We start from the raw sequence: 26658 nt of genomic DNA, 5'->3' as shown, positions 1-26658 counted from the left end.
AGAATAATAGTAGTATAATCATCTTGTGTTGTGCTGGTAAATAGCCCATAAACAGGGATTTAAAGCTATTTTTCTAGCAGAAATATGTTTTATAGGGAGAAATTTGTAAAAAAAGGTTGAAATATCAACCAAGTTTGGTAAAATAGTTTACATGTATAGTAAACCTATTTTCTTCTGTCTATTTTCCTATTAAGAGAGATAATGATTTTCCGTAATACATAGACAGTGAAAACGACTCTCAGAGTTAGAGGTAACAGAAGAGATAGACTATAAAACTATTACAACACGTTTCAAATCCGGATCTTACCAATCCGGAGGCACCAAGAAAAAACTTATTTACAAAACAGGGAGGAAACACAAAATGGCATACCAACCAAAATCTTACCGCAAATTTGTGGCGACTGCTGCTACTGCAACTCTAGTTGCATCTGCAATCGCTCCAGTTGCAGGCGCTGCATCAAACTTCGAAGATGTAGCACCAAAGTACAAAGATGCTGTTGACTACCTAGTTGACAACAACATCACTCAAGGTACTACTCCGACTACTTTCGGAACTCACGACAACATCAAGCGTGGCGACCTGGCTATCTGGCTTGCAAAAGCTCTTAAGCTTGACACTGCTTCTGCACCAGCTTCAGGTTTCGCTGATACTGCAGGCACTCGCTATGATGCAGCTGTATCTGTTCTTAAAGCTAAGGGAATCGTTTCAGGTAAGTCTGAAACTTCTTACGCGCCATCTGCATACGTAACACGTGGCGAAATGGCAATCATGCTTTCAAGAGCATACGAACTAACTACTGACGAGAAAGCTCCATTCACTGACATGGGCGCTTATGCACCATATATTAACGGACTATATGCATACGAAATCACAACTGGTAAAACTCCAGAAACTTTCGGTACTGCATTGAACATTACTCGTGGTGATCTTGCAATCTTCCTTAAGAGAGCTGCTGAAGTAGCGAAAACTCCTGAGGTTGTAAGTGCAGTTTCAACTGCTGACAACGAAGTAACTGTAACTTTCAATACTGCGATTTCAGCGGTAGACCACACTAACTTCGCAATCAACAAAGGTATGAACATTGGGAAAGTTACTTTAAGTGCTGATGGAAAGACAGCTACTTTAACTTTAACAAGTGACCTTGTTGACGGTGAAACTTACGAAGTAACAGTTAAAGACGTTAAGTCTGTAAAAGGCGATAAAGCTCTTGAATCTGCAAAAGTTTCTTTCAAATATGAACTTACAAAGATTGAAGCTGTTACTCTAACTAAAACTGAATTTGCTAAAGGCGAAAATATCAAAGACTATGTAACTGTTAAAGATTCTAACGGTAAAACTGTTGATACAGAAGCTTACCAAATCTCTGCAGTTGAATCTACAAACACTTCTGTTGTTGAAACTGATGGAGATGTAGTAGGTAATGCTGGTGAAACTGCAAAAGTTCGCGTTACAGTACAATACAAAGACGGCACAACTTTCAAGACTTCTGAATATGCAGTGAAAGTTAAATTACCAGCAACAACTGGTGATGTAGCAGGATTCTTCCTTGAGTCAACTAGCTCAAACTCAGATCTTTCTTCTAACTATTTAGAGGATGGAGATTTCGTGAAGAGTGGAAGCCATGAAACTTATGCAAACACAGCTGCATACGAGTTGGATGCAAAACTTGGTAAAGGTCTAAAGACATCTCTATACGCTGATGGCACTAGCCACTACCTACACGTTTTCGCTGACGATTCTGATACTAACCCAATGGCTGCTGAATTGGATCTTGCAGACACTTCTTACAGTGTAACTTCTTCAAATGCAACTGTTGCAACTGTTACACGTGACGGAAATGGTGTATATGTAACTGGCCACAACGTGGGAACAACTAACATTGTAATCACAAAGGGTTCTTACTCAAAGACTGTTGCTGTTGAAGTGAAAGCTGCTCCAGTATTCAAGGATGCTTATGTTGGTGCTACTTCTGTAACTTTGTCTGACCAAACTCAACTTGGTGCAGCTCAAGAAGACGTTAACCAACAAACGGTTGAACTAGGATGGGAAGATACAAATGGTAATAAGCATGACCTTGCTTCTACTGCAGTTGTTGGACCTGTAGCAAATGGCAAATTCGAAATCACTAACCCATATGGAACTGGTGGCAAGTTAGTTGTTTCTGTGGACCAGCTAAGAAATGGTCAATACCCTGTAGAATTGGCTGTTTCTGGAAGCGACTTAGTTTTAACAGCTGTTGCAAACCAAACAGTTACAAACTTTGACGTAAAAGTAACATATCATAAAGCTGACGGCACTGTGTCTCAAAAGAAAATTGCAGTTGTTTACAAAGATGTTAATCCTGCTGTGAAAGCTGTTGCTTATGAAATAGCTCCAAGCACGAAGGAACTTAATGCTAACGCTGTAAAATCCTACGAGCTTGACACTAACACAGTATCTTTCACTGCGTTTGCTCTAGATGCTAACGGTAACCGTGTTGCTGATGTATCTAACTACCTTGATCTATCAGTTGGTGGAGCTGCTGCTAAGTGGTTTACTGTTGCTGATGCTGTATCTTCTGACTCAACAACTAAAGGCTCTGGTAAAGCTAACGTTACTTTCAAAGCTGATGCTTATAAGTACCTAACTGAAACTGGAAACCTATCTGTTGCTGTTGCAGTAGATTATAACGGACTAAGCACTACTCAAAACAATGGAACTTATGCGACTGAAACTATCGCATACAAGAACACATTTGCTGCTCCTAAGTCAGTAACTGTAAACACAAGCCCAATCCTTGTTGATCTAAGCAAAGTAACTTCTTTAACAGCGAAAGACTTAGTATTTGGTAAAATCAACGCTGGTGAATTCGTAGTTGATGGAACTGAATTGGTAGCAGTAAAAGCTGGTGCTGATGGGTACTCAATCAAGCCTGCTATCACTGTAAAAGGTCAAGATGGAAATGTAGTACCGTTCGGTGCTCTTCAATACGGTTTAGCTGCTACTTCTACTGAAGTTGGCGGATATGGACCAGTGTTTGTTGATGGCCAAGAGTTGAAGTTCTCTGGTAAAATCACAAACGCTAGCAATGTATCTTACAATGGTAATGGAGTAACTGCTCCAATCACTGTTTCTGATGCAGATATTGCTAACGCTTTAGACATCACTTCTGGTTACAAAGGTACATTTACACTTGTAATCGATAAAGTATATGCTGATGGCGAAAATGCAGTAACTGGTGCTGCTTCTGAAAGCAACTTGCTTTCTGCTCCGGTTCAAATCCAAGTAACTATCGTAAAATAATTTTCTTAAAGAAAGAACCCGTTATTTTGTAACGGGTTCTTTTTTGCCTTTGTAAAAGTTATTAAATGCAAAATAAGAATGATAGAAAAATGATTGATTCATCCTAATTTTGATATACCAGAAAGAAACGAAGTAATCCAATAGTAGATCTTTAAAATTGAGATGTCGAAATTGTAAACAAATTATAAAGAAAGAAAATAATTTGTCAGTTCCTCCCGCTTTTTTGGTACAATGGTTGTGGGTGTCTCTGATTCTATCATCATACGAGATTATGAGTTCCTTGAGTCAGCGAGTGCCACAAATAGTCAAAGAAAAGAGGAGAATGAATGGATATGGTATCTAAGTCTTCCCGTAAGTTCATTGCGACTGCAGCAACAGCAGCTATGGTTGCGTCAGCGGTTGCACCGGCAGTTTCTGCTGCAGATGCTGCAAGCTTTAAAGATGTATCAGGCCGTTATGTTGATGCGGTTGATTTCGTTGTAGGTGCAGGTGCAAACGGTAAATCTTCTACATATTTTGGTGTGAATGAGTCGATTAAGCGTGTTGACGCTGCGGTTCTTTTGGCTAATGTTCTTGGTCTTAATGATGTAAGCGCTCCCGAGGCTGGATTCAAGGATGTTCCTGATCGTGCGAAGGATGCTGTAAATGCATTGAAATTCTATGGCATTGCATCCGGAAAGAATGCTACTAGTTTTGGTTCCAATAGCTACATCACTCGTGGAGAATTGGCTATTTGGATTGAAAGAGGATTCGGATTGCTTGGTCAATCGGATTTTAACTTTAAGGATGTAAGCTCTAACTATGAAGCTTCTGTTCAAGCTTTGGTTGCTAACGAAGTAGCTAAAGGCTTCTCTAATACTAACTTTGGTGTTAATCAAATTGCTAAGCGCGGCGATTATGCAATCTTCCTATTCAAGGCTGCTCAAGCAATTGAAAATGGAGACCTAGCATTAACATTAATGCATACGAATGATACTCACGGATATGTAGATAAAGCTCCTAAACTAGCAACAGCAGTTAAAGAAGTTCGTGCTGAAAACCCTGATGCTCTATTGCTAAGTGCAGGGGACGCATTCTCTGGTACTCTATATTTTAACGAGTTCGAGGGACAAGCTGATTTAGCATTAATGAACTATCTTGGCTATGATGCTATGACTTTCGGAAACCATGAATTCGACCTTGGCGCAAGTGCAGAGGGACATAAGGCCCTTTCTGAGTTTGTAAAAGGAGCACAGTTCCCATTTGTCAGCTCTAACGTTGACTTCTCAAAAGATGCTCTATTTAATGGTCTTCAAGCAACAGCAACTATTGGCGAGAAAATCGAAGATGGTAAGATCTATGATGGTATCGTAAAAGTAATCGATGGCCAGAAGGTTGGTATCTTTGGATTAACAACAGAAGAAACAAAGGATATTTCAAGTCCTGGCAAAATTACATTCAGCAATTATGTTGAAGAAGCAGAAAGAATGGTTGCTGCTTTCGAAGCTGAGGGAATCCATAAAATCATCGCCCTTTCACACTTAGGCTATGACGATAATGTTGCATATGATAATGATCTTAGACTGGCTGAAGCAGTAGACGGAATCGATATCATTGTTGGCGGACATACACATACAAAACTTACAGAGCCAAAGCTTATTGAAAAAGATGAGCCTACTCTAATTGTACAAGCTGGCCAATATAGCGATTTGCTAGGTACTTTAGATGTTGAGTTTGACTACTGGGGAACAATCACTGGATATGCTGGTGAGCTAGTAGCCCTTAAGGACAAAGCTGAAGATGTAAAAGCTGTAGAGTTAGTAAAACCTTTCAAAGATAAAGTGACTGAGCTTCAAAACCAGTCCATCGGAACATCTGCTGCAGTCAAGCTTGAAGGAGACCGTGCAGTCGTTCGTACTCAGGAGTCCAATCTTGGTAACCTGATCACTGATGGTATGCTTGCAAAAGCTAAGACAATCAACCCTGAGACTGTTATCGCTGTAACAAACGGCGGTGGTATCCGTGCTTCAATCGATGAAGGCGATATTACATTGGGTGAAGTTTTAACAACAATGCCATTCGGTAACACACTAGGCATCATGAACCTTAAAGGTTCTGAAATCAAAGCTGCCCTTGAGCACAGCGTAAGCCAGGCTCCTAAGGAAAGCGGCGCATTCCTGCATATTTCAGGAATGAAATTCTCTTATGACAGCAGCAAGCCAGCTGGAGAAAGAGTCGTTAAAGTGGAAGTAAAAGGTGTGGATGGAACGTTCACAGAGCTAGATTTAACTAAAAACTACTTTGTTGCTACAAACACATTCACTGCAAAAGGCGGAGATGGATACGAAATGTTCGCAAACGCATATGCAGAAGGCCGCGTAAGCGAACCAGGCTTCGTAGATTACGAAATGTTCGTTGACTACTTGACTCAATTTGAAACAATTGAACCAAAAGTTGAAGGCAGAATTGTAGATACACAGAAATAATGATAAGTGACAAGCACCTTCCAGTATACTGGAAGGTGCTTAGTCACCATAGGAGGCTTGTGTAAATGAAGAAGTCTTACCGCAAGATGGTAGCAATAGCTGCGACAGCTTTAATGGTTGCATCAGCAGGTTTCTCATCAGCAGCAGCTGATTTTTCTGATGTTACACCAAGATATGCTGACTCAATTGACTTTCTTGTATCAAAAGGGGCAAAGGGAATGAGTGACTCCTCGTTTGGGATAAGTGAGCAAATCAAACGAATTGATGCCGCCATCTTAACAGCTAAGGTGTTGGGCCTAGATACAGATAAGGCTCCCAATTCTGGGTTCAAGGATGTGCCTGACCGCGGACAAGCTGCAGTCAACGCGCTAAAAGCAGCAGGAATCACTTCTGGTAAAACAAAAACGCTATTTGATTCCAACAGTCCAATCACTCGTGGAGAAGTGGCAATCTGGATTCAAAAAGGATTTGATTTAAAAGGTGGGACAGATTTGTCATTCAAAGATGTTCCAAAGAATTACCAGCCAGCCGTTCAAGCTCTTGTTGCTAATGGAGTTGCCAAAGGGATGTCTGCAGAAAACTTTGGAATCAATGCCAATGTAAAACGTGGCGACTTTGGGATCTTTTTATATAAGTCCTCAAAAGAAGATGTAGTGATATCGGAAATCTTAAGTATACAGTCCGTGGATAGCACCACACTTCATCTGAAACTTAAAGACGATGTAACAGATCTTAAAGCTTCTGATTTTGTTTTCGATAATGGATTAGAAGTAATAGAAGCTAAAATCATAAGTTCATCTTCTGCTGAAGTAACAGTAGAGCTAAAGACATCCATTCAGCAGGAAGGAACAAAATATACGCTTTTAACATTCAAGGGTATTAAGGTGACTGGGGTTGTTGAGTTTACTATACCTGTTGCTGGAAATGGAGGCGGAGGGGCTACAGGTCCGGCAATGGTCAATCCAGCGAACTTCAATGGTACAGCAGAGAATCCAAAAGTCTTTTACGGAGATGTAAGAGTTGATGTAACTGGAGTTGAAAAGTTAGAAAACGCAACAGTAAAGGGTGACCTTTATTTAAAAGGTAATACAGAAGTAGTATTATTCAACGTAACAGTTGAAGGGGATACAATTTTAGAAGATTAATTTAAAAATGTAAAAAGAATCTTTTGTTATGTGAAAAGTCAGACTTTAGACCTGTCGAAAAATGCCACTGAAAAGGTGGCTATCATCTTCTGGAATACAAAAAAACTTCTTCAAAAGGAGACTTAATTAATGATTAACCGATCACAAAGGAAGTCATTAAGCATTTTATTAACACTGGCTTTAGTGGTTAACCTGTTCTTGCCGTTTATCGCTCAACAGGTAAAAGCAGCTACACTTGCTAGTGACCTTATCATTTCTGAGTATGTGGAAGGTTCGAACAGCAATAAAGCAATAGAGCTATATAATGGTACCGGTCAAGCTGTAGATCTGACTGAATACAGCCTGGAGCTCTATACCAATGGTAATCAGACTGTTGGGACAACCTTAGATTTCTCAAAGCAAACGGATATCTCAACAACACTTGCCAATGGAGAAACATTTGTAATTGTGAATGCTAGTGCGGAACCTGCACTGAAGGATTTAGGGGATATGACCCACACAATTACATTCTACAATGGTGATGATGCACTTGTTTTAAAACATAGTGGAACAGTTATTGATTCTTTTGGACAAGTAGGTTTTGACCCAGGATCATCATGGGGTACTGAAGCAAAAACTGCTGAGATGACGCTTGTACGTAAGAGTACAGTTACTTCCGGCGACACAAATATTTCTGACGTGTTTGTCCCAGAAACGGAGTGGGATGCATATCCTCAGAATACTTATGAACACATCGGCTCCCACACAATGGCGGGTGCACCCTCCGAAGAGCCTACAAAAGTTTCAGCTGTAACTGCTTCCGTACCATCTTCAGCAGTAAAAGCAGGTACTGAAGTAGAATTAACGACTACAACTGAAGACGCAACAATTTACTACACAGTTGATGGCTCTGAGCCAACAATTGTATCAACAGTATATTCAGCTCCAATCGCAATCACAGCAGATACTACAATCAAGGCAATTGCTGTAGCAGATAGTATGGAAAACAGTGACGTCGCAGAATACACTTACACTGTTCTAAGCCTTAAAACAATTTCCGAAGTAAGAACGATGAACCCTGGTGATTTTGCCCTTACATCGGGTGTTGTAACAGCAGTACTCGGCAAAAACATCTACATCCAGGATGAAAATGCCGGTATCGTACTATACGGTTCAGTCAGTGTACAGCCTGGTGATGAAGTGGAAGCATTCGGTGAAGTAGTTGACTACAATTCGCTTTTAGAATTGGAAGTAAGTTCAGAGAATGTCAAAGTCCTCGGCCAAAAAGAAATTCCGGCTGCTAAAGAATTGACTGCAGCGCAGCTTACAGAACAGTATGAAGCAATGCTGGTTAAAGTAGGCAAATCAAAGGTTGAGAGCTTCGCAAGCGGAAACTATACGGCTGTTGACGCAAACGGCGACTCTTACCAGCTTCGTCCAGGAACTCAAGAATGGTTAGAAGTTGACACTAGTTATGATTCAATCACAGGCGTTCTTGGCGCTTATCGTGATGTTCACCAGCTGATTCCTAGGACGGAAGCTGATATTGTTCTTGATCCGAGCTTTGTTCGCCCAGTAGTAGCAACTCCTGGTGCAGGCTTCGTTCAAGCTGGTGATTCAGTAACATTATCTACAGATACAGAAGGCGCAACTATTCACTACACGACTGATGGCAGTGAACCAACAGCCAGCAGCCCAGTGTATAGTGCACCAATCACAGTAAATGCAGATATGACAATCAAGGCTCTTGCTGTAAAAGAAGGCCTGACAAGCAGCAAGGTTTATACGTATGACTACATCATTCAAAAGGACGTTGTCCGCATTTATGATATTCAGGGCGAACGTCACTTCTCTAAATATGAGGGATTAAATGTAAATGATGTAGAAGGTGTTGTAACCTACGTTCTAGGCAAGAATGATGTCTATATCCAGGACCTTGAGGGTGATGGAAACGACGCAACATCTGATGGCATCCTTGTTTATAAAAGTGGGCATGGACTAGTTCCTGGAGATGTAGTAAAAGTCTCTGGTCAAATCAAAGAGCATTTTATTGAAGGATATGATGACCGTTACCAGGTAGATCTTCCTTCTACAGAAATTGCTGCATCTACGGTTGAAAAGGTCCGCAGCGGTGAAACTCTTCCTGCTCCAGTGGTTATTGGTGTTGACCGCACAGCTCCAACCGAAGTAATTGACAACGATGGATTGGCTATTTTTGATCCAGCAGAAGATGCAATTGACTTCTATGAAAGTTTAGAAGGCATGCTTGTTCGGGTTGACGATGCAAAAGTTGTAGCACCACAGAAGTATGGTGAAGTAGTCGTAATCCCAGGAACAATGGATGCAAACATTCCAGATGGTGGATTGCGTATATCTGAAGGTGACTTCAATCCTGAAAGAATTACAGTCGACATGAACGATGAAAGCTTCATTGCAAAAATGGGAGATCAATTCAATGGCTCTATTACAGGCGTTATGAGCTATGGTTACAGCAACTACAAGCTATTAACGAATAAAGCCAATCTTCCTGAATTAGTAGCAGGCTCGAACGAACGTGAAATCACATCAATCGTGCCGGCAGCAGACAAATTGACAGTTGCTTCATACAACGTGGAAAACTTCTCACCAAAGGTGGACGCTGCAAAAGTTACCAAGCTTGCTGAGGCAATTGTAAAAAATATGAAGACGCCTGATATCGTTGGCCTGACTGAAGTACAGGACAATGACGGTCCAACAGACAGCGGTACAACAGATGCATCTGCTAGTGCTGCACTATTGATCCAAACAATCAAAGATCTTGGCGGTCCAACATATACGTATACTGATATCGCGCCAGTAGATAAGACTGACGGAGGCCAGCCTGGCGGTAACATCCGTGTTGGATTCCTTTACAATGAAGATCGTGTTGAATTAATGGAAGCACCAAAAGGAACTGCTGAAGAAGCAGTGGGCTTTGAAAATGGAAAGCTGACATTGAACCCAGGTCGTATTGATCCAACAAACCCTGCATTCGAAGACAGCCGCAAATCTCTTGCAGCTCAATTCAACTTCCAGGGTGAGAGCGTTATTGTTGTAGCAAACCACTTCAACTCAAAAGGCGGAGACCAGCCGTTATTCGGTAAAAATCAGCCGCCTGTATTAAAGAGTGAAGTACAGCGCATGGAAATTGCGAAAGTCGTGAATGGATTCGTTCAAGATGTAAAAACAAAGGATCCTAATGCGAACATTATTCTATTAGGTGACTTTAATGACTTCGAGTTCTCAAATCCTTTACAGACTCTAAAAGGCAACGAACTTGTGAATATGGTTGAAAAAGTACCTGCAGACCAAAGATATTCATATTCTTACCAGGGTAATGCACAAGTACTTGACCATATCCTTGTAACGAAGAATTTGGAAGCCGCGACTAGAGTTAGCATGGTTCACATCAACTCTGGATTCATGGAAGAGCATGGACGTGGAAGTGACCATGATCCGCTTCTTATCCAGACGGCTTTGAAAGCACCAGTAGTTTATAACAAGGTATACAATCTGACTGGTTTCAAGACTAAGAAGCTAGTTGTAGGGGCACCGAACAGCTATATCAAAGTAGATAGCACATCTGTAATCAGTGAAGGTATCTGGCTGAAGAAAACAGCGAAAGTTGAAGGAGATGGACTTGAAAATACGAAAGTGGTAATTTCTCCTGCTCAACAGGATACTGTAATTGACCTAAGTGGTGCAGCTGTCAAAGAAGTAGTCATTGATAATGCCAATGTAAAAGAAATCAAAGGTGCAGAAAATGTAGTGAAATGGACTGTCACTGACGGAGTTGACACGTCTGGAATCAAGTTCACGGATTCAATGGGGAAAGAAATTTCTTCCCCATTCATCCCTGAAGAAGACCAGACTCCTGAAACAAGCAGTTACTACGATTCGGCCTATGGCAAAACGGGAGCAGACTTAAAGTCTGCTCTTTATAACATTATCAAGGTCCAGGAGAAATTGAGCTATGCCCAGGTATGGGAGGCTTTGAAGGAAACGGATGAAGACCCTAATAATAAGGACAATGTTATCCTGTTATATACAGGGCGATCTCAAGCCAAGACAACCAATGGCGGCAACGCAGATGACTGGAACAGGGAACACGTCTGGGCTAAATCCCACGGAGACTTCGGGACTACGGTTGGACCAGGAACAGATATCCATCACCTAAGACCTACGGATGCATCCGTCAATAGCAGCCGTGGTAACAAAGATTTCGACAATGGCGGCTCAATTCACAATGAATGTACCGAGTGCCGCTATGACGGAGATTCATGGGAACCGCCTAATCGGGTGAAGGGTGATATTGCCCGTATGCTATTTTATATGGCCGTTCGTTACGAAGGAAATGGAGAACTGGACCTGGAACTATCAGACACAGTCAATACCTCTCCAGCACCACTTCACGGCAAACTCACAACCTTGCTAGAGTGGCACAAACAAGACCCAGTAGATGAATTCGAAAAACGCCGCAATGAAACCATCTACCAAAACTGGCAAAAAAACCGAAACCCATTCATCGACCATCCAGAATGGGCAGACCTAATTTGGGAAACAGCAAGCTAAAACTTAAGGGCACCTCCCATTCGTGGGAAGGTGCCTTTCGTCTATACGTAAACTATCTTGTATTGTATAATTATCAAGACTAAAATCTAGCAGACGTAATTAGGTGAAAATAGATGACTTACAAAGCGTGGGCGGTCAGGCTGGTGTTGACTCTGATTGTGCTGGTCGCCGGCATTGGCGGTTTCAATTACTGGATGGACCCAATGTGGATGTATGGTGGAAAACATGAGTTCAATGATGTGCAGGACACGATCAATGAACGCCAGCAAAAAACGAATCGAATTAAATTCCAGCCATTCAGCGTCGATACATTATTAATAGGCAGCAGCCGCAGCACCTATATCGATCAGCATGAATTCAAAGGCATGGACGTATACAATTACTCAGTGGCGAACATGTCGGTAAAAGAATATGAGAGTTATATCGACTTTGCAAAAAAGAACAGCACAAAAGAAATCAAGACAGTCATCATTGGGCTGGATTTTTTTAAGTCAAGCCTGGCTGAGAGCAAGGCACCATTATCAATCGAACCGTATGCCAGCACACTGGACAAGCCATTCGTTCGCTGGAAAAATATCATTTCCTATGATTTAACTAGGTATTCTTGTTATAACTTTAAAGCTTCCATTAAAGATGAACCTGTATTCGTGCGGACCTATGATCGGCAGAATGTCGCTAGCACGATCAGACTTTCAAAAAAGGAAGCAGACGAAGAGCTGCAAAAAAAGGTAGAGAAATTTACGACAACCTTCTATGGAGATTATGAATACAATCCGAACTACAAAAAAATTCTGCAAAATGTAAAAGACAAGAACCCGGACACAGAATTCATCGTGTTCACAACGCCGATCTCAGAGCCGTTGTTCCAGGCACTCATCAACTCCGGTGCCTATCCGCATTATGAAAAGTGGCTCAGTGAAGTCACCGAAGTATTCGGCGGTGTCTATAACTTCATGGACATCAACACCGTTACAAAAGACACCTCCAACTACTTCGACGGGCACCACTTCTATCCAGAAGTAGGAACCATGATTGCCCACCGCATCAGCATGGACAACCCACCAGACGTTCCAAGTGATTTTGGAAAATATATAACAAAGTAACAGGCACCTCCCTTTTAGGAGGTGCCTGTACTTTGTTCAAGTACTTAATAACTATAATGAGAAACTGTGATTGTGAGCATATTCAAATCATTATATACATGATCATCTTCAAAAGATTCTCCTTCACCAGAGTCAATGGTAAAGCTACTCTCGATTAGGTTTTCTATAACAGTCTTTCCGAAATCGCTATCAACCTTATCTTCCTGATTAGGATATGACATGCGAATTAGACCCGTTGAGGATGATTTGAGCTCCTCGAGATGTGCAAATTGGATATCACTTATTAATAAGTCTTCATTGGGAGGATTTGTTAAGTTAATCTGATGTATGAATTCTTTTTCATTGTAATAGTCATTTGAATTTGAAGGTTGATTCAAAACTCCTGGTTTGGCTGCTAGAAGAGTTGAAACAGTAAGAAAAGCAATAAATAAGTAATTTTTCATTATAGAACTATTCTCCCCTCCTTAAGTCTCTATAGATTCACATTATCATATATTTGTAGGAAAAATTATTTTTTTTAATTTCTCTCATCTTTTATGTTTTAAAAACAGATACAAACCAGTTTAACTGCGAGGTGCCTGTTACCTCAAATACCCCTTTTAACAAACTGAAAATATGGAAAATTACTCAAAAAGACCTAAAATACTGAAGGAAATTAGGATAAGATATAGAACTGTATTATTTGGAACAAAAAACCAAAAATCTAGGAGGAATGTAAGTGGGGAATGGGAATATCAGAAGGGCTTTAGCAGTGTTTTTAGTTGTGCTGTTGATGGTTCAATCAATAGCTGCTGCAGCATTTGCGAGCCCGCAAAAGGGGTTTAAGGATTTACCGAAGTACCAAAAAGAAATAGGTCAATTGGTAGAGTTAGGTATCATTAATGGCTATGCTGACAATATTTTTAGACCGAATCTGCCAATCACACGCCTGCAGGCAGTCATGATGCTGGCAAGAGAGATGAAGCTGGACACGTCAAATCGTCCAGATCCACATTTCAAGGACATTAAAAAAGGCCATCCAGGATTTGATGTCATAGCGGCCGCTGTAGCGGAAGGAATCATCAGCGGAAAAGGTGATGGCCAGTTCGATCCGCAGGGAAAACTGACTCGCGGAGAGATGGCAAAAATCCTAGCGAAGGCATATAAATTGAAAACGCCAAATACTTATAAAGAGACATTTAAAGATGTACCAGCGTCGTATTGGGCACATGGCTACATCAAAGCAATTGCTGCTAACAAAATCACAACAGGCTACGGAGATGGAACCTTCCGTCCAGGGGATGACCTCACAAGGCTGCAATTCTCCCTTTTTATGTCACGCTATATTAATTATGTCAAAAAGATAGATACACCTCCGACCAATCCAGAACAATCAGCAGAAAAGGAATTCGTGAAAAAGGCATTCTTGCTTTCGGCTGATGTGGAAAAACCATATTATTTCCAGGATGCCACATTATCTGTGAAATATCTGGACCAGGATACAAGAGAGTATGCAGTAGAATGGAAGACAACCGGAGGCAAGCTGACTCCAACTGAAGACAAGAAAAGTGCTGTGTTCAATGCCCAGCAAAACACAACAAAAGACTACACCATCACAGCCACAATCGAAACAAAGCTAAGCTCTGGTGATGTATATCGTTTTGACAAAACCATTGTTCTAGCAGTCGAAAAATTGGAGGATACTCCAGTGACTCCAGGGCCTCCAGTACCTGCACCAATTTCGTCACCTGCTCTTAATGGAGAATGGGTAAGAAGTGAATCAGGAGCCGCAATATGGTCATTGAATTGGAACTCAATTCAACAAGTGCTAGGTTACAAAGTATATAGAAGTGAGGATAATCAGAATTTCACGCTTATCCAAACAGTGAATGGAGTCGATAGGACTAAGTTCGAAGACGCTGAACTTGAGCCGGGTAAAACATATTATTATAAAGTTAAAGCGTATCAACAATCGGAGGAAGGCGGTTTTTCCAATACTGTTGAATTGAAGATGGACATGGACTCCGATAAGGATGGCCTACCAGACCATGAAGAGATTACATTGACTACAGACCCGATGAAGAATGATACTGATGAAGATGGCTTGTCAGATTCATATGAATTGAAAGTGTTATTCTCTGATCCATTGAAAAAAGATTCTAATGACAATGGGACGATGGATGGCGAGGAAGACAGTGACTTTGACGGACTTTCAAACTTAAGGGAATATGAATTGGGTACTAACCCGCTAAAAGAGGACACAGACTTAGATGGATTGACAGACCCAGAAGAGATGGCCAAGAAGACAGATTCATTAATTGCCGATACCGATCAAGATGGTCTCCTGGATGGGGAAGAAGAGCCGCTTGGTTTCGACCCGCTTAAAAAAGATACAGATGGAAATGGAACCCCTGATGGAGAAGAAATCATTGTGCATGAAACGGTTGTAGAGGAAACGGAAAAAGATCCACTTGTTTCCCCATCAATAGAGATGACGGGGCCGGCGATAGATGCAAATTCAATCACGATTACAAAGGTTGAGGATGAAGATGCATTTATTGACGAGAATATCCCTGGGTATATTGGAGCTCCTTACGATTTCAATAGTCTAGTAAGTTTTGACGAAGTGATCATGAGTTTTCAGTATGCTGAAGCAGTAGTTTCAGAAGGCTTTGACCCAGCTATTTACTATTATAATGAAGAAGCCCAGCGTCTAGAAATGCTTGAAGGTCAAACTCATGACCCGATAACCAATACGGTAACAGCGAAAGTCACGCATTTCAGCAAATATATTCTATTGAATAAAGCGAAATGGGATGAAGCATGGGCTACAGAAATCAGACCACCGGATTTAGATCAAAGCGGAAAGGTAAAGAATATTGATGTAGTGTTTTCGATTGATTCTTCTGGAAGTATGGGAGGAAGCTACGGAAATGATCCATCGGAAATTCGAAAGGTTGCCTCTAAGAAATTTGTTGATAAACTAAAAGAGGAAGATAGAGCAGCAGTAGTCGATTTTGATAGCTCAGCAAGGGTACTTGTGAGTTTGACTACAGACAAGCAAGAGGTAAAATACGCAATTGATACCATAAACTCTTCAGGTGGAACAAATTTATACAATGGTGTAATGGAAGCGGTTGAGGAAATAAAAAACAATGGAAATCCAGATCACTTAAGGTTTGTCATTTTCTTGACAGACGGGGATGGCTATTGGAATGATGAAGCAATTCAATTTGCAAAAGACAATCAGGTGATCATTTATACGATTGGACTTGGAAACGGGGTCAATCAGAATCTGCTTGAGAAAATCGCAGCCGAAACAGGCGGTAAGTACTTCTTTGCTGAACAGGCAGATGAATTGGAAAAACAATTAGAGGAAACAGCGGAAGAGACAATTGATTATACCAAGGATACAGATGAAGATGGTCTGCCTGATTATCTTGAGAAAAAAGGTATGCGTCTAGGAAACGGAAAATTGGTGAAGACAGACTATGAGGATCCGGATACAGATGGAGACGGCCTTAAAGATGGAGAGGAAGTAACTACACAATATATCCCAATGAATGGCGGCTATTTTGTGACCATTTCCGATCCATTAAAAGTAGACACGGACAAAGATACATTCCCGGATGCATCTGAATTGCCAGCCCGGAGGCAGATTCCGGAAATTCTGCCAAAGACCACTTTGATCATGAGTGATATGTCATATATCAATTTGAAGAGGTATGTAGATGGCAAGCCGGATGTGGTGGATATTGGCTACGATTGGACCATTCGCTTAAAGCATGGCCTTGCGAATCCAAACACGGATGTAGGCGACTGGAATCTGGTGAAAGCCGTTGATAATAACACCTCAAGCAGCGGCTTTGGTGCCCATGCCTATAAAAAAGGAAATAATATTGTCATCGTCTACCGGGGATCGGATAACATCGCCAAATGGGATAATAAAAATGACTGGATCGGGAATTTGGGAGGTATTGGCCTCTTGAACTACCATTACCAGTTGCCAGAAGCATACAAGTTTGCAGCAGAAGTAATTGCGAAATATCCTTCAGCGAAATTCTATATTACAGGTCATTCACTGGGAGGGTACCTGGCGCAAACTGTATCATATAAAATCTATGAAAAAGATTTAGTCGATGAAGTAGAATTGAGCAAAAAGCAGGAAGAAAAAGTCTCGTATTCCTTAAATCTTGATCACTATCAAAATACGAGAACGTATAATGCAGCTTTCTACTTCCCAGTAAAGCTATTCAATGCTGCAACCTGGGTGAAATTGTTTTCTTCTCCTATTCCGTTCTGGAAACTGAACAATGAGGAATACCGTGAAGTGGTCTTCAATTACAGCATTGACAAAGATATGCTCAGGCTGGCTGAAAAAGCAATGGAAGGACAGCGCATGGGAGGGATGGCATTAGAATTCCCTTACCCTCACGATAAGAATGACCCAGTTGATGCACATAGCCTGGATTACTTCTATCCTTACATCCAGGAAATGATGATCTATGAATATCCTTATAGTAAATAGTCGCGGGAGGTATATGCCACCTTCCTCTGATGTAAATTTATAAGAGAGTAGCTGGTCCCGATAAATAAAAAAACAGGTTTGATTTATCTTATTGCCGCGTTGATGAGCCTGGGAATAGCTGAAGTACTTTTATTCGCAGTGGTCATGATCTTTATATCAAATTTAGGGGATGGGATAAAGTTCTCCATTCTGGCCATACTTTATCTTATCAGTACCCTTCCTGTGTTGATTGCCATTTTTCTAAACAGGAAAAAGGAAAAAGTCTTTGTTCAGCTAGGCTATCTTGTTCTTATCCTGGTAATTGTATTTTTATACTTTATATGGGGATATCAAAGATTCATTAATGCTTGATAAAACAACAGGCACCTCCAGTAACTGGGGTGCCTGTTGTTTAGGTATATTTACTTAAACCCCTTTACTTTCTGGGTATATTTTCATATATTTAAATTAATAGAATATATTGGCAAACCATTCGAAAGGGTGGGACGCAAAGCTACGAGTCTAAGGCAATGGCTATGATCGTCGGGTTGCATATTTTAATTTTGTTTGGTGCAACCCGATTTTATTAATCGGGTTATTTTTATTGTCCGCTACCTCTTAGTACAGACTAAAAAGGCAAAATAATTTCAAAGGAGACAAAAACCAAAAATAGGCTTGGGTAATGAATTGCGACTATTTAACTGCGGATGTCAATTGGGATATGGAAGAATGAAGTAACTTTTTGTAAAAGGGAGGATATTAGATGGTTAAAAAAGGACTTATCGCATTAGGTATGATTATGTTTATCTCCTTCGTTTTTAATCCAGGAGTGAAAGCCGCAGAACTTGATGTATTCGTGAACAGAAAGGCTGCAGAACAAACATTAACAGAGGGTGGAATAGTTTATATACCTCTGCATAATGTAATTAAGCTGATGGGTGATACATTTGAGTATGACCACTCCTATAGAACGACTAGAATTCAACTAAGTGATCATGTCGTAGAGATCACAAATGGAAAGAGTTATATTACGATTGATGGTGTCCAAAAGGAACTCCGGGAAGCAAGCGGGAACCAGGCCCGTCCTAAATTGATAAATGGTGTTCAATATGTTCCTTTTAGCTTCTTTAACATGATAGGTTACGAAACAGCTGTTGGTTATAGGGAGATGACAAAAACTTATTATATCGGGCCTTTGCCGAAGGACGGTATTAATCCAACCATAAAGCTTTACCTGGATGGTTATTCTCATGAAGAAACCTACCTACCACAAGATAAGCAAAAGACAACAAAATATGCGGCTGTGTACGCCGCGCCTTCTACTAAGGCACGTAAAATGAGATATATTGAATATCCCTACCGTTTCAGGATCATAGCTTCCAAAGAAGGGTTTTATCAAGTCGTTTACAGAGGCAGCACAGGATGGGTAAAAGGAGAACATGTCACTTCGTATACCCCGGCAAGGTTTGCGGATGGAAAAGGACCCTCAAAAGGTCAGTCAATTGCGGATTATTTAGTATCAAGTTATGGCATGGTGGCATTGAGGGACAAAAAAGGAAAAACGCAGGCGGGCTTGTTCCATGCATATCTACCTGGCAGTAAAGATTTAATATACTCTACTTTTTATTTTGATACTATTCCTACAAAACACGGTGTCGAGGCAAGTATATCCATGAAGGGATGGGACGATCAAAAGTCAGCGTTTTATCATTATCACCCTGCGATTACAAGAGAGATGCTACGCTTATACTTCCCTGATAATTATAAGTACATCTTTGGGGAATTGAATAAGCCAGCTAAACCTAATGTAGTGCCTTTCGGTGATAAATGGTATAAATTTGACGACAGATGGTTCAAAGTCCGCGTTCATGGTGATATCTATATAGCTATAAGTAAAAAAGGAATGAAAAACCCACCGGAATTGATGCATTAAACATGACAGGTACCTTCCAGTAAACTGGAAGGTACCTCACTGTGTTTACATCACTGATCTCGCTTTCTCTATCAATGCTGTTTCGCGTGCTGCTTTTGCGTTTTCATATTGTGTCGTGAATTCGGCTGCTTCGGATGCGCTGAAGCCTTTTGCTTTTAAGTCCTTAAGCAGGGATTCGTATAAATAATTGAACGTTTCGTCAGTGCTTGCTTCTAGCTCCTTGCCGGCTGAGATGTATTTCCGGTAAAAATAAGTGATTGAGATAGATTCACCGTTCTGTTTTTTCGTGTTGTATTCTGAATAAGCTGTACTGATCAGTGAGTCGATTTTCGCATTTGCTTGTGCCTCGAGCGCCTCGAATGATGGACGGTACGCTGCCTTTATCATTTCGGCTGTAACATCTTGCTTTTTAGCTCCGTCAGTCTTTCTTTTTTTCCCTTCTGTTTTTTCATTTTTCGTTGTGTCACCATCAATGTTCTTGCCTTTGGTCACACTTGCTTCTCGCTCTATATTAGAAGGAGAGCCTGTCCCAGCTTCAGTCCTGCTGCCAGTATCAGCAACCGCAGCTTTGTTATTACTAACAGTATCAGCCAAAGCCGCCTCGGAACCTTCAGAGCCAGTGTCATCCCTGTTCTCATCACTTCCACCATCTATCCCATCTCCCAAACTGCCCAAATCAGGCAAGGCAACCTTGTATTCAGTCTTCGTAATCTCGTCTACCTTTTCATCGGCTACATCGTATTCTTTCACATTTAAAAAATAATATAGTGCACCTGCTGTACCCGCAAGCAGGATCAGGACCGGGATAATAGCGAATTTAAGTGACTTTTTCATTCTTAGGTGTTCTCTCCTTTGATTAACATTCGTAAAAACATTTAAATATTACCATAAATCTGTCGAGAAAAGGAACGAGTTCTAGAAAATGGTTAAAGGGAATATTTGCAAAATAGAAAATTCCGTTGTATCTACCAAAAAAAACTAGTATCATAATCTCGTATTTATACTCTACATAGACACAAGAAAGATAGGGCCAATAACATCACGGGGGAAGACAGAAATGAAAAGGTATCCATTCAGCAACAAGGCAATCAAAGCGATCATTGCTGCATCAATTGCACTATCGCCACTCGCACCAACTAGCCACTTACTTACTACAACAGTCCATGCTGGAGAAACTGCATCGGACACAGCAGCGATTGAACGTATCACTCTTATTTACAGCCAGTTCACTCCTGATCAGGAGGTAATCTTTAATAAAGCAGCAGCTGGTTTTAAGCATCCTGCGAAGTTCACCACACAGGACTGGACGGAAGTCATTTCATCAGCTGTTTCTGAAAAAGTGAACAGCCAGTTGAGCGATGGCGTGACAGCTGAAAAAATCGCTATGAAACTAGCGACACTTCTATATGACGCGAACGAATCAACAATTAGCACAAACTACACTGCATTCAAAAATTCAGCAGAAGGCCAGGCGTTTGAATCGGTTATGGGAGCAGGATCCATTGACCTGATTCTTGAATTCATTGTCGATGCCGAGAAAAAACTGTGGGAGAAGCCACTAGCGGATATTTTAGAGGCGTTGGAGAATGGCTCAATCGAGGCCATTGCTGTCGAAATCCGTGATGAATTGATCAAGGAAGCAAAATACGCTGAACTCAATACGAAGTTGGCGACAAAGACAGGGACAAATCTGGAAGGTCTATTCCAAATAAAAAATCGCATTAATAATAAGCTTGTCAGCAAAGGAATCATCACAAGCGCTGAGCAGGGAATCCTTCGTGACGCGTTCATTGACGCGGCATATAGTGCAGGCAATCCTAATACATTACCACCAACTAACGAAGACCCTACTGTCATTTCACTTCCGAAGGGTGCTGCAGAAGTGGTCCGTGAAAAGAACCCTTCTGGCAAGGTAGAGGTGATAACAAAGGTTATGCCTGAAAAGGTAGCCGACATCGTTTCCATAATCACTGCTGAAAAGGATACTGTCGAAGTTGTCCTTGAAGCAGCTGCATCAGGTGAAAAAGCAAAGGCTGAAGTTCCGGCTTCATTGTTTACTGAAGCAGTAAAGAAGAATGAAAATACTATAATCGAAATTTCAACTCCTGAAGCATCATATAAGATACCTGCTTCTGAAATTAACATCGCTGAACTTGCTGCAAAGCTAGGCACAACAGCGGATAATGTGAAAATCAACATCTCTGTAAACCCAGTAAACAAAACAGTCAAGGACCTTAACCTTGCTTCTGATGTAATTGACTTTACAATTGAAGCTGTTGCAGGGACAAAGAAAGAATCCATCACGAAGTTCTCACAATATGTCGAACGTGAAATCACCGGCGACAAAGATTTCAATAAAGCTAAGTCTGTTGCCGTGAGATTGAATTCAAATGGAACATTCTCGGCTATCCCGACATTGTTTGACGGCAAGACAGCTACAGTCAAGTCTTTGACAAACTCTGAATACACAATCGTAGAAAACAGCAAAACGTTCAAGGATGTCAAGAGTGGCTGGGCAAAGGAATATATCGAAACACTAGCTTCCAAATACATTGTATATGGAAAAGCAACTGGTGAATATGAACCAGGCAAGCATATGACCCGCGCAGAATTTGCCGTTCTTTTAGTGAGAGCACTTGGTCTTCCAACTGAAAAATATGATGGAAGCTTCAAGGATGTGAAAGGAATCGAGTGGTTTGCCAAAACGGGTGAACTTACAGCAGCAGTCCAGTATGGTGTGATTAAAGGGATGGGCGACGGTACATTCGCTCCAAACGAAAAAATCACCCGTGCCCAGGCAGCAGCCATGATTGAACGCGCAATGAAGATCTCATTCGTTAAGTATGACTTCAGCCAGCTGGATAAAACGAAGACACTCAAAGATTTCAAAGATGCCAACCAGGTAGGGTCTTGGGCAATAGCAGGTGTCGAGGCAGTATACCAGGCGGGAATCGTTAAAGGAAAAGGCAACAGCACATTCGATCCAAACGGCTACACACAGCGTAATGAAATGGCCGCCATCCTCGCGAACTTCCTAGTATCAGCAGAACTATTAGATAAATAAACAAAAAGTGGCAGGCACCTTCCAGTTTAATGAAAGGTGTCTGTCACTTTTACTTACTTATTAAATACTCAATTACATATTTACTCCAAACCTCATGTCCTTGTTCATTCGGCTGGCTGTTGTCTGATGAGATGTAATCTTTGATTTCTTCTGTTTGATAGTCTGGCCATGCTTGCCAGTGATCGAGGTAAGGAATCTCATTTTCCTCTGCGTAGTTTTTAAGTGCTTCTACTTGTTTTGGATAATAAACCGCATTGTAGATAGGGTGTGGCGGCATCAGCACGAACGCAGTTTCAGGTTTCGCTTCCAATGTTTCGTCCATCACCTGCTGGAGATTTGCCAGCGAATTCTCAACAGACACTTCACCATTATCCATCAAGGTGAATGGTTCAAACAGCACCATATCCGCCTGTGCATTCGCAATCTGTTCAGCGCCATCTTCATTAATAAAGCCTAGAGAACTTAAACTGTAGGTTCTAATTTCAACCTCCATATTCTCTTCACCATATGCAGCAATCAATTGTTCTTTAGTAGATGCTGCCCAGCCTGTCTGGTCATCGCCAAGCGCCGGAGAACCAACCAATAAAATTTTATAAATGCGTTTTTCCTCAATTGCCTTTTCAAAACTCTCAGCAGCTTCTGTAGGCCAATTTTCAGTTAACTGTGTTAAACTATCAGTCGGGTCACCTTCTACTGGTGCTTTTTTAGTTGCAGTGACAGAAGGGCTGGCATCATTACTTCCTGATACGGCAGTCTTCTGCGTCCAGTGGATATTTCCCCATAGCAGCACACCCATACACACAATAGCGAGCAGGGTAGTAAATAATACCTTCATAACAACCTCCAAACTAGTTAATTCCTCACTTAATAGTAATACTAAACTATTAATTATTTCCAGTTACAAAATATACCTTTCAATTAACTATAAATACCTGTTAAACTATTTCAAGTAAGAGGTCAAATTACATCCTTATTAAAATTATGACAATATACAACAAATTATTCAATAAAATATGGTATTATTATGAGGGATTTTTTATAAAAAACTGGAGGATTGTAATGGAAGAGACAATTAGTTTAAGAGAATTACTGCAAACATTAAAGAAGCGAATTGGTTTAATAGCAGTAATCACTCTTTTGGCTGTTACCGTGAGCGGCATTATCAGCTTCTTTTTATTAACCCCTATCTACCAGGCGTCGACACAATTGCTCGTCAACCAATCGAAGAATGAGCAAACCATGTACAACTATAATGAAGTACAGACTAACCTTCAATTGATCAACACATATAATGTCATTATCAAAAGTCCGGCTATTCTGGACCTTGTCATTGATGATTTAAATCTGGATATGACTACAGCTCAGCTAAACGGGAAAGTCACCGTTCAAAGTGAACAGAATTCACAGGTTGTTAACATCTCAGTACAGGACCCTGACGCCAACCAGGCGGCAATGATCGCCAATAAAATTGCTGAGGTGTTCACCAGGGAAATAGCCGACATCATGAAAGTAGATAATGTCAGCATTCTGGCTAAAGCAGTTATAGTCGATAATCAATCCCCGATCAAACCAAAGCCGTTGTTAAACATTGCGATTGCGATGGTAGTCGGATTGATGGCGGGTGTCGGACTAGCTTTCTTACTAGAGTACTTCGACAATACCATCAAAACTGAGCAGGATATCGAAAAGACATTAGAGCTTCCGTTGCTTGGAGTAATTGCCCAAATTGATGAATCGCATCTGCAAAGCAGAGGTAGCAGCAGAAATGCTAGAGTAAGGGGTGAGTCTATTGGTTCTTAGAAAAGAAAACAAAAAGATGTCAATGGATAATCGTCGGAAGCTTGTCTCGGCACTGGATCCAAAATCTCCAATTACTGAACAGTACAGGACAATCAGAACGAATATCCAGTTTGCCTCCATAGATAAAGATTTAAACACAATCATGGTAACATCTTCAGGACCAGGGGATGGAAAATCCACCACTGCGGCCAATCTGGCTGTTACATTTGCTCAGCAAGGAAAGAGAGTGCTGTTAGTTGATGCTGACTTAAGGAAACCGACTGTGCATTACACTTTCAATCTAACAAACACGATTGGATTGACTAGCGTACTAACAAAGCAGCAGACATTGGAAGAAGCCTTCGTAGAGTCGAGTATTCCGGATCTCTCTATTCTGCCAAGCGGACCGGTACCGCCCAATCCTGCAGAACTATTAAGTTCTGTGTCTATGGACACATTCTTGAAACAGGCGATGGAATTGTTTGATCATGTCGTTTTCGATACCCCTCCGGTATTGGCAGTTGCCGATGCCCAGATTCTAGCCAATAAATGTGATGGAGTCATTTTGGTAGTTTCAAGCGGCAAGACGGAAATCGAGGAAGCAGCAAAGGCAAAAGAAATTTTGATTTCATCAAAAGGAAAGCTTCTTGGAGCTGTTCTAAACAATAAAAAGTTAACTGATTCAGATTACTATTATTATTACGCAAAAAAATAGTATAGTCGACAAAAACCGACAATATACACCCTTTACCGTATATTTTGTCGGTGGTAATATGATAAAAGGCCTATTAATCTACCATTCTATTGGAAGGGAGTGTTGATGGTGATCGATATACATTGTCATATATTATCAGGAATTGATGATGGGGCAAGAACTCTGGAGGATTCTGTTGCACTTGCAAAAGTGGCAGTCCAAGAAGGAATTGAAACAATCATCGCGACACCCCACCATAAAAATGGACGATATGATAACCCGAAAGAGACGATCAAAGAAAAAACGGAGATATTAAACCTTCTGTTACGAAAAGAAGGGATTCCATTGGAAGTATTGCAGGGCCAAGAACCGGCAATCCACGGGGAAATCATCAAGGGATTGGATAATGGTGAAATTCAGACGCTCAATGGAACACAATATATATTCATTGAATTGCCATCTGGCCATGTGCCGAGATATACAGAAAAGCTATTATTTGATATCCAGCTCAAAGGATTGGTTCCGATCATTGTCCACCCTGAACGCAATCAGGAAATTGTCGAGAAGCCGGATATGTTATATCAATTCATTAAAAAAGGAGCTCTCGCTCAATTGACAGCTTCCAGCATCAGCGGCAAGTTCGGCAAGAAGGTAAAGAGCTTTTCAGAACAATTAATTGAAGCAAACCTCATTCATTTTATCGCTTCGGACGCTCACAATCTCACAAACCGTGCTTTCCATATGGTGAGTGCCTTTGATCATATAGAATCCCGCTATGGAATGGATATGGTGTACCTGTTGAAGGAGAACGCAGAGTTACTAGTTGAAGCACAGAATGTATACAGAGAAGTCCCTCAACATGTCAAAAAGAAAAAATTCCTGGGGATATTCTAAGACAAGGTATGTGAATTGGGCAACCAGAGTTAAAATACATCCATGTCAGTTTAACTGACCGGCGATGCCTCCTGCCCGTTACCCATGGAGGCACTCGATCATGCTGTGGGATGTCTTGAAGCATCCTTAGACACGTGAGTTGTCGATAGCATGATGTGAGGGCGGGTTAGATGCCCATTATTAAATTTTTTATCAATAGATATCTAATGAAAGAACATGTTAATACATGTGTGTTTTCATTAGATATTTATTTTTTGCCGTTGATGCTTTAGTTATCAAAAGCGATATTTAGTCAATCAAAATTTACGTATGGGGGAATATTCGTGAAGAAAGTAAGGAAAGCCATTATCCCTGCCGCAGGACTTGGAACAAGATTTTTACCAGCAACTAAGGCAATGCCAAAGGAAATGCTGCCGATTGTAGATAAACCAACCATTCAATACATAGTGGAAGAGGCTATTGAGTCTGGGATCGAAGATATTATTATCGTTACAGGAAAAGGGAAACGTGCAATTGAGGACCATTTCGATTTTGCGCAGGAATTAGAGCAAAACTTGTTGGAAAAAGGAAAAGTGGAATTGCTGGACAAAGTCCGCTATTCTACAAATCTTGCTGATATTCATTATATTCGCCAAAAAGAGCCCAAAGGATTAGGACATGCAGTATGGTGCGCCCGCAATTTCATAGGCGACGAGCCGTTTGCTGTTTTACTCGGTGACGATATTGTTCAGAGTGAAACTCCGTGCTTAAAGCAACTTATCAATCAATATGAAGAAACATTATCCTCGGTGATTGGTGTTCAAACGGTTGCAGATAACGAAACCCATCGCTATGGGATCATTGATCCATTAACACAGGAAAATCGCCGCTATCAGGTTGATAATTTTGTGGAGAAACCAGCACCTGGTACTGCGCCATCAAATCTTGCTATTATGGGCCGTTATATCCTTACTCCAGAGATTTTTATGTTCCTGGATAAGCAAGAAAAAGGAGCAGGCGGAGAAATCCAACTAACAGATGCGATTCAGCAGTTGAATCAAATTCAAAGAGTATTTGCTTATGACTTTGAAGGTAAACGGTATGATGTTGGTGAAAAAATTGGCTTTATAAAAACAACAATCGAGTTTGCTTTACAGCATGAGGATCTTCAAGTAGATGTCCTAGACTACATGAAAGAATTGATTTCCATTCATGAAAAAGATCTTATAAAGCTATAAAGTGAAAGAAGGGCTAGAAGTGTCTA

The 26658-nt window shown here is 40.9% G+C and carries 15 protein-coding genes and 1 riboswitch; of the genes, 12 read left to right on the top strand and 3 right to left on the bottom strand.

Going from position 1 to position 26658, the window contains the following annotated elements; translation table 11 throughout:
- Positions 1–361 precede the first annotated feature (361 nt).
- The 5 genes from FOF60_RS22960 (at position 362) to FOF60_RS22940 (ending at position 12565) form a co-directional block, all read left to right on the top strand.
- Entirely contained in the window at positions 362–3283 is a 2922-nt protein-coding gene (locus FOF60_RS22960) for an S-layer homology domain-containing protein (RefSeq protein WP_192471905.1), read from the top strand.
- Between the two features lie 332 nt (positions 3284–3615).
- Complete coding sequence (locus FOF60_RS22955; protein ID WP_192471920.1) at positions 3616–5748, top strand: 5'-nucleotidase C-terminal domain-containing protein; 2133 nt, start codon at positions 3616–3618, stop codon at positions 5746–5748.
- Positions 5749–5813: 65 nt separating this feature from the next.
- Positions 5814–6893 carry an S-layer homology domain-containing protein gene (locus FOF60_RS22950; protein WP_192471906.1) on the top strand — a complete coding sequence of 360 codons (1080 nt, stop codon included), beginning with the start codon at positions 5814–5816 and terminating at the stop codon, positions 6891–6893.
- A gap of 129 nt (positions 6894–7022) precedes the next feature.
- The gene (locus FOF60_RS22945) at positions 7023–11462 is read left to right on the top strand and encodes a chitobiase/beta-hexosaminidase C-terminal domain-containing protein (RefSeq protein WP_192471907.1); all 4440 of its coding nucleotides are present in this window, start codon (positions 7023–7025) and stop codon (positions 11460–11462) included.
- Positions 11463–11575: 113 nt separating this feature from the next.
- The gene (locus FOF60_RS22940) at positions 11576–12565 is read left to right on the top strand and encodes a hypothetical protein (protein ID WP_192471908.1); all 990 of its coding nucleotides are present in this window, start codon (positions 11576–11578) and stop codon (positions 12563–12565) included.
- 44 nt (positions 12566–12609) lie between these two features.
- Here the strand turns inward: FOF60_RS22940 and FOF60_RS22935 are convergent, their stop codons facing one another.
- The gene (locus FOF60_RS22935) at positions 12610–13008 is read right to left on the bottom strand and encodes a hypothetical protein (protein WP_192471909.1); all 399 of its coding nucleotides are present in this window, start codon (positions 13006–13008) and stop codon (positions 12610–12612) included.
- Between the two features lie 275 nt (positions 13009–13283).
- Here FOF60_RS22935 and FOF60_RS22930 point away from each other — a divergent pair, with 275 nt between their 5' ends.
- A complete protein-coding gene (locus FOF60_RS22930; protein WP_264647618.1) occupies positions 13284–17072 on the top strand; it encodes an S-layer homology domain-containing protein in 3789 nt (1262 codons plus the stop codon).
- 452 nt (positions 17073–17524) lie between these two features.
- Positions 17525–17607: riboswitch (cyclic di-GMP riboswitch) on the top strand.
- 207 nt (positions 17608–17814) lie between these two features.
- Complete coding sequence (locus tag FOF60_RS22925; protein ID WP_192471088.1) at positions 17815–18984, top strand: stalk domain-containing protein; 1170 nt, start codon at positions 17815–17817, stop codon at positions 18982–18984.
- A gap of 45 nt (positions 18985–19029) precedes the next feature.
- On the opposite strand, the gene FOF60_RS22920 is transcribed toward FOF60_RS22925, so the two are convergent.
- Positions 19030–19818, bottom strand: coding sequence for a hypothetical protein (locus FOF60_RS22920; RefSeq protein ID WP_192471087.1), 789 nt, complete (start codon positions 19816–19818; stop codon positions 19030–19032).
- Positions 19819–20041: 223 nt separating this feature from the next.
- Between FOF60_RS22920 and FOF60_RS22915 the strand changes: the two genes are divergently transcribed.
- The gene (locus FOF60_RS22915) at positions 20042–22048 is read left to right on the top strand and encodes an S-layer homology domain-containing protein (protein ID WP_192471086.1); all 2007 of its coding nucleotides are present in this window, start codon (positions 20042–20044) and stop codon (positions 22046–22048) included.
- Between the two features lie 49 nt (positions 22049–22097).
- Here FOF60_RS22915 and FOF60_RS22910 read toward each other — a convergent pair whose 3' ends face one another.
- Positions 22098–22883 (bottom strand): SGNH/GDSL hydrolase family protein, encoded by a 786-nt coding sequence (locus FOF60_RS22910; RefSeq protein ID WP_192471085.1) that lies wholly within the window; start codon positions 22881–22883, stop codon positions 22098–22100.
- Between the two features lie 224 nt (positions 22884–23107).
- Here FOF60_RS22910 and FOF60_RS22905 point away from each other — a divergent pair, with 224 nt between their 5' ends.
- The 4 genes from FOF60_RS22905 to galU all read left to right on the top strand — a co-directional run bounded on the left by FOF60_RS22905 (position 23108) and on the right by galU (position 26632).
- Positions 23108–23848 (top strand): YveK family protein, encoded by a 741-nt coding sequence (locus FOF60_RS22905; protein WP_192471084.1) that lies wholly within the window; start codon positions 23108–23110, stop codon positions 23846–23848.
- A 22-nt stretch (positions 23849–23870) separates the two neighbouring features.
- Positions 23871–24542 carry a CpsD/CapB family tyrosine-protein kinase gene (locus FOF60_RS22900; RefSeq protein ID WP_319801594.1) on the top strand — a complete coding sequence of 224 codons (672 nt, stop codon included), beginning with the start codon at positions 23871–23873 and terminating at the stop codon, positions 24540–24542.
- Positions 24543–24650: 108 nt separating this feature from the next.
- Positions 24651–25415, top strand: coding sequence for a tyrosine-protein phosphatase (locus FOF60_RS22895; protein ID WP_192471228.1), 765 nt, complete (start codon positions 24651–24653; stop codon positions 25413–25415).
- 323 nt (positions 25416–25738) lie between these two features.
- Entirely contained in the window at positions 25739–26632 is an 894-nt protein-coding gene (gene galU / locus FOF60_RS22890) for a UTP--glucose-1-phosphate uridylyltransferase GalU (protein ID WP_192471082.1), read from the top strand.
- The last annotated feature ends 26 nt before the right edge of the window (positions 26633–26658 follow it).

The organism is Mesobacillus jeotgali (assembly GCF_014856545.2).
Taxonomy (GTDB): domain Bacteria; phylum Bacillota; class Bacilli; order Bacillales; family Cytobacillaceae; genus Mesobacillus.
The sequence above is the reverse complement of the archived record's forward strand: the minus strand, read 5'-3'. Positions and strand labels throughout refer to the sequence as shown.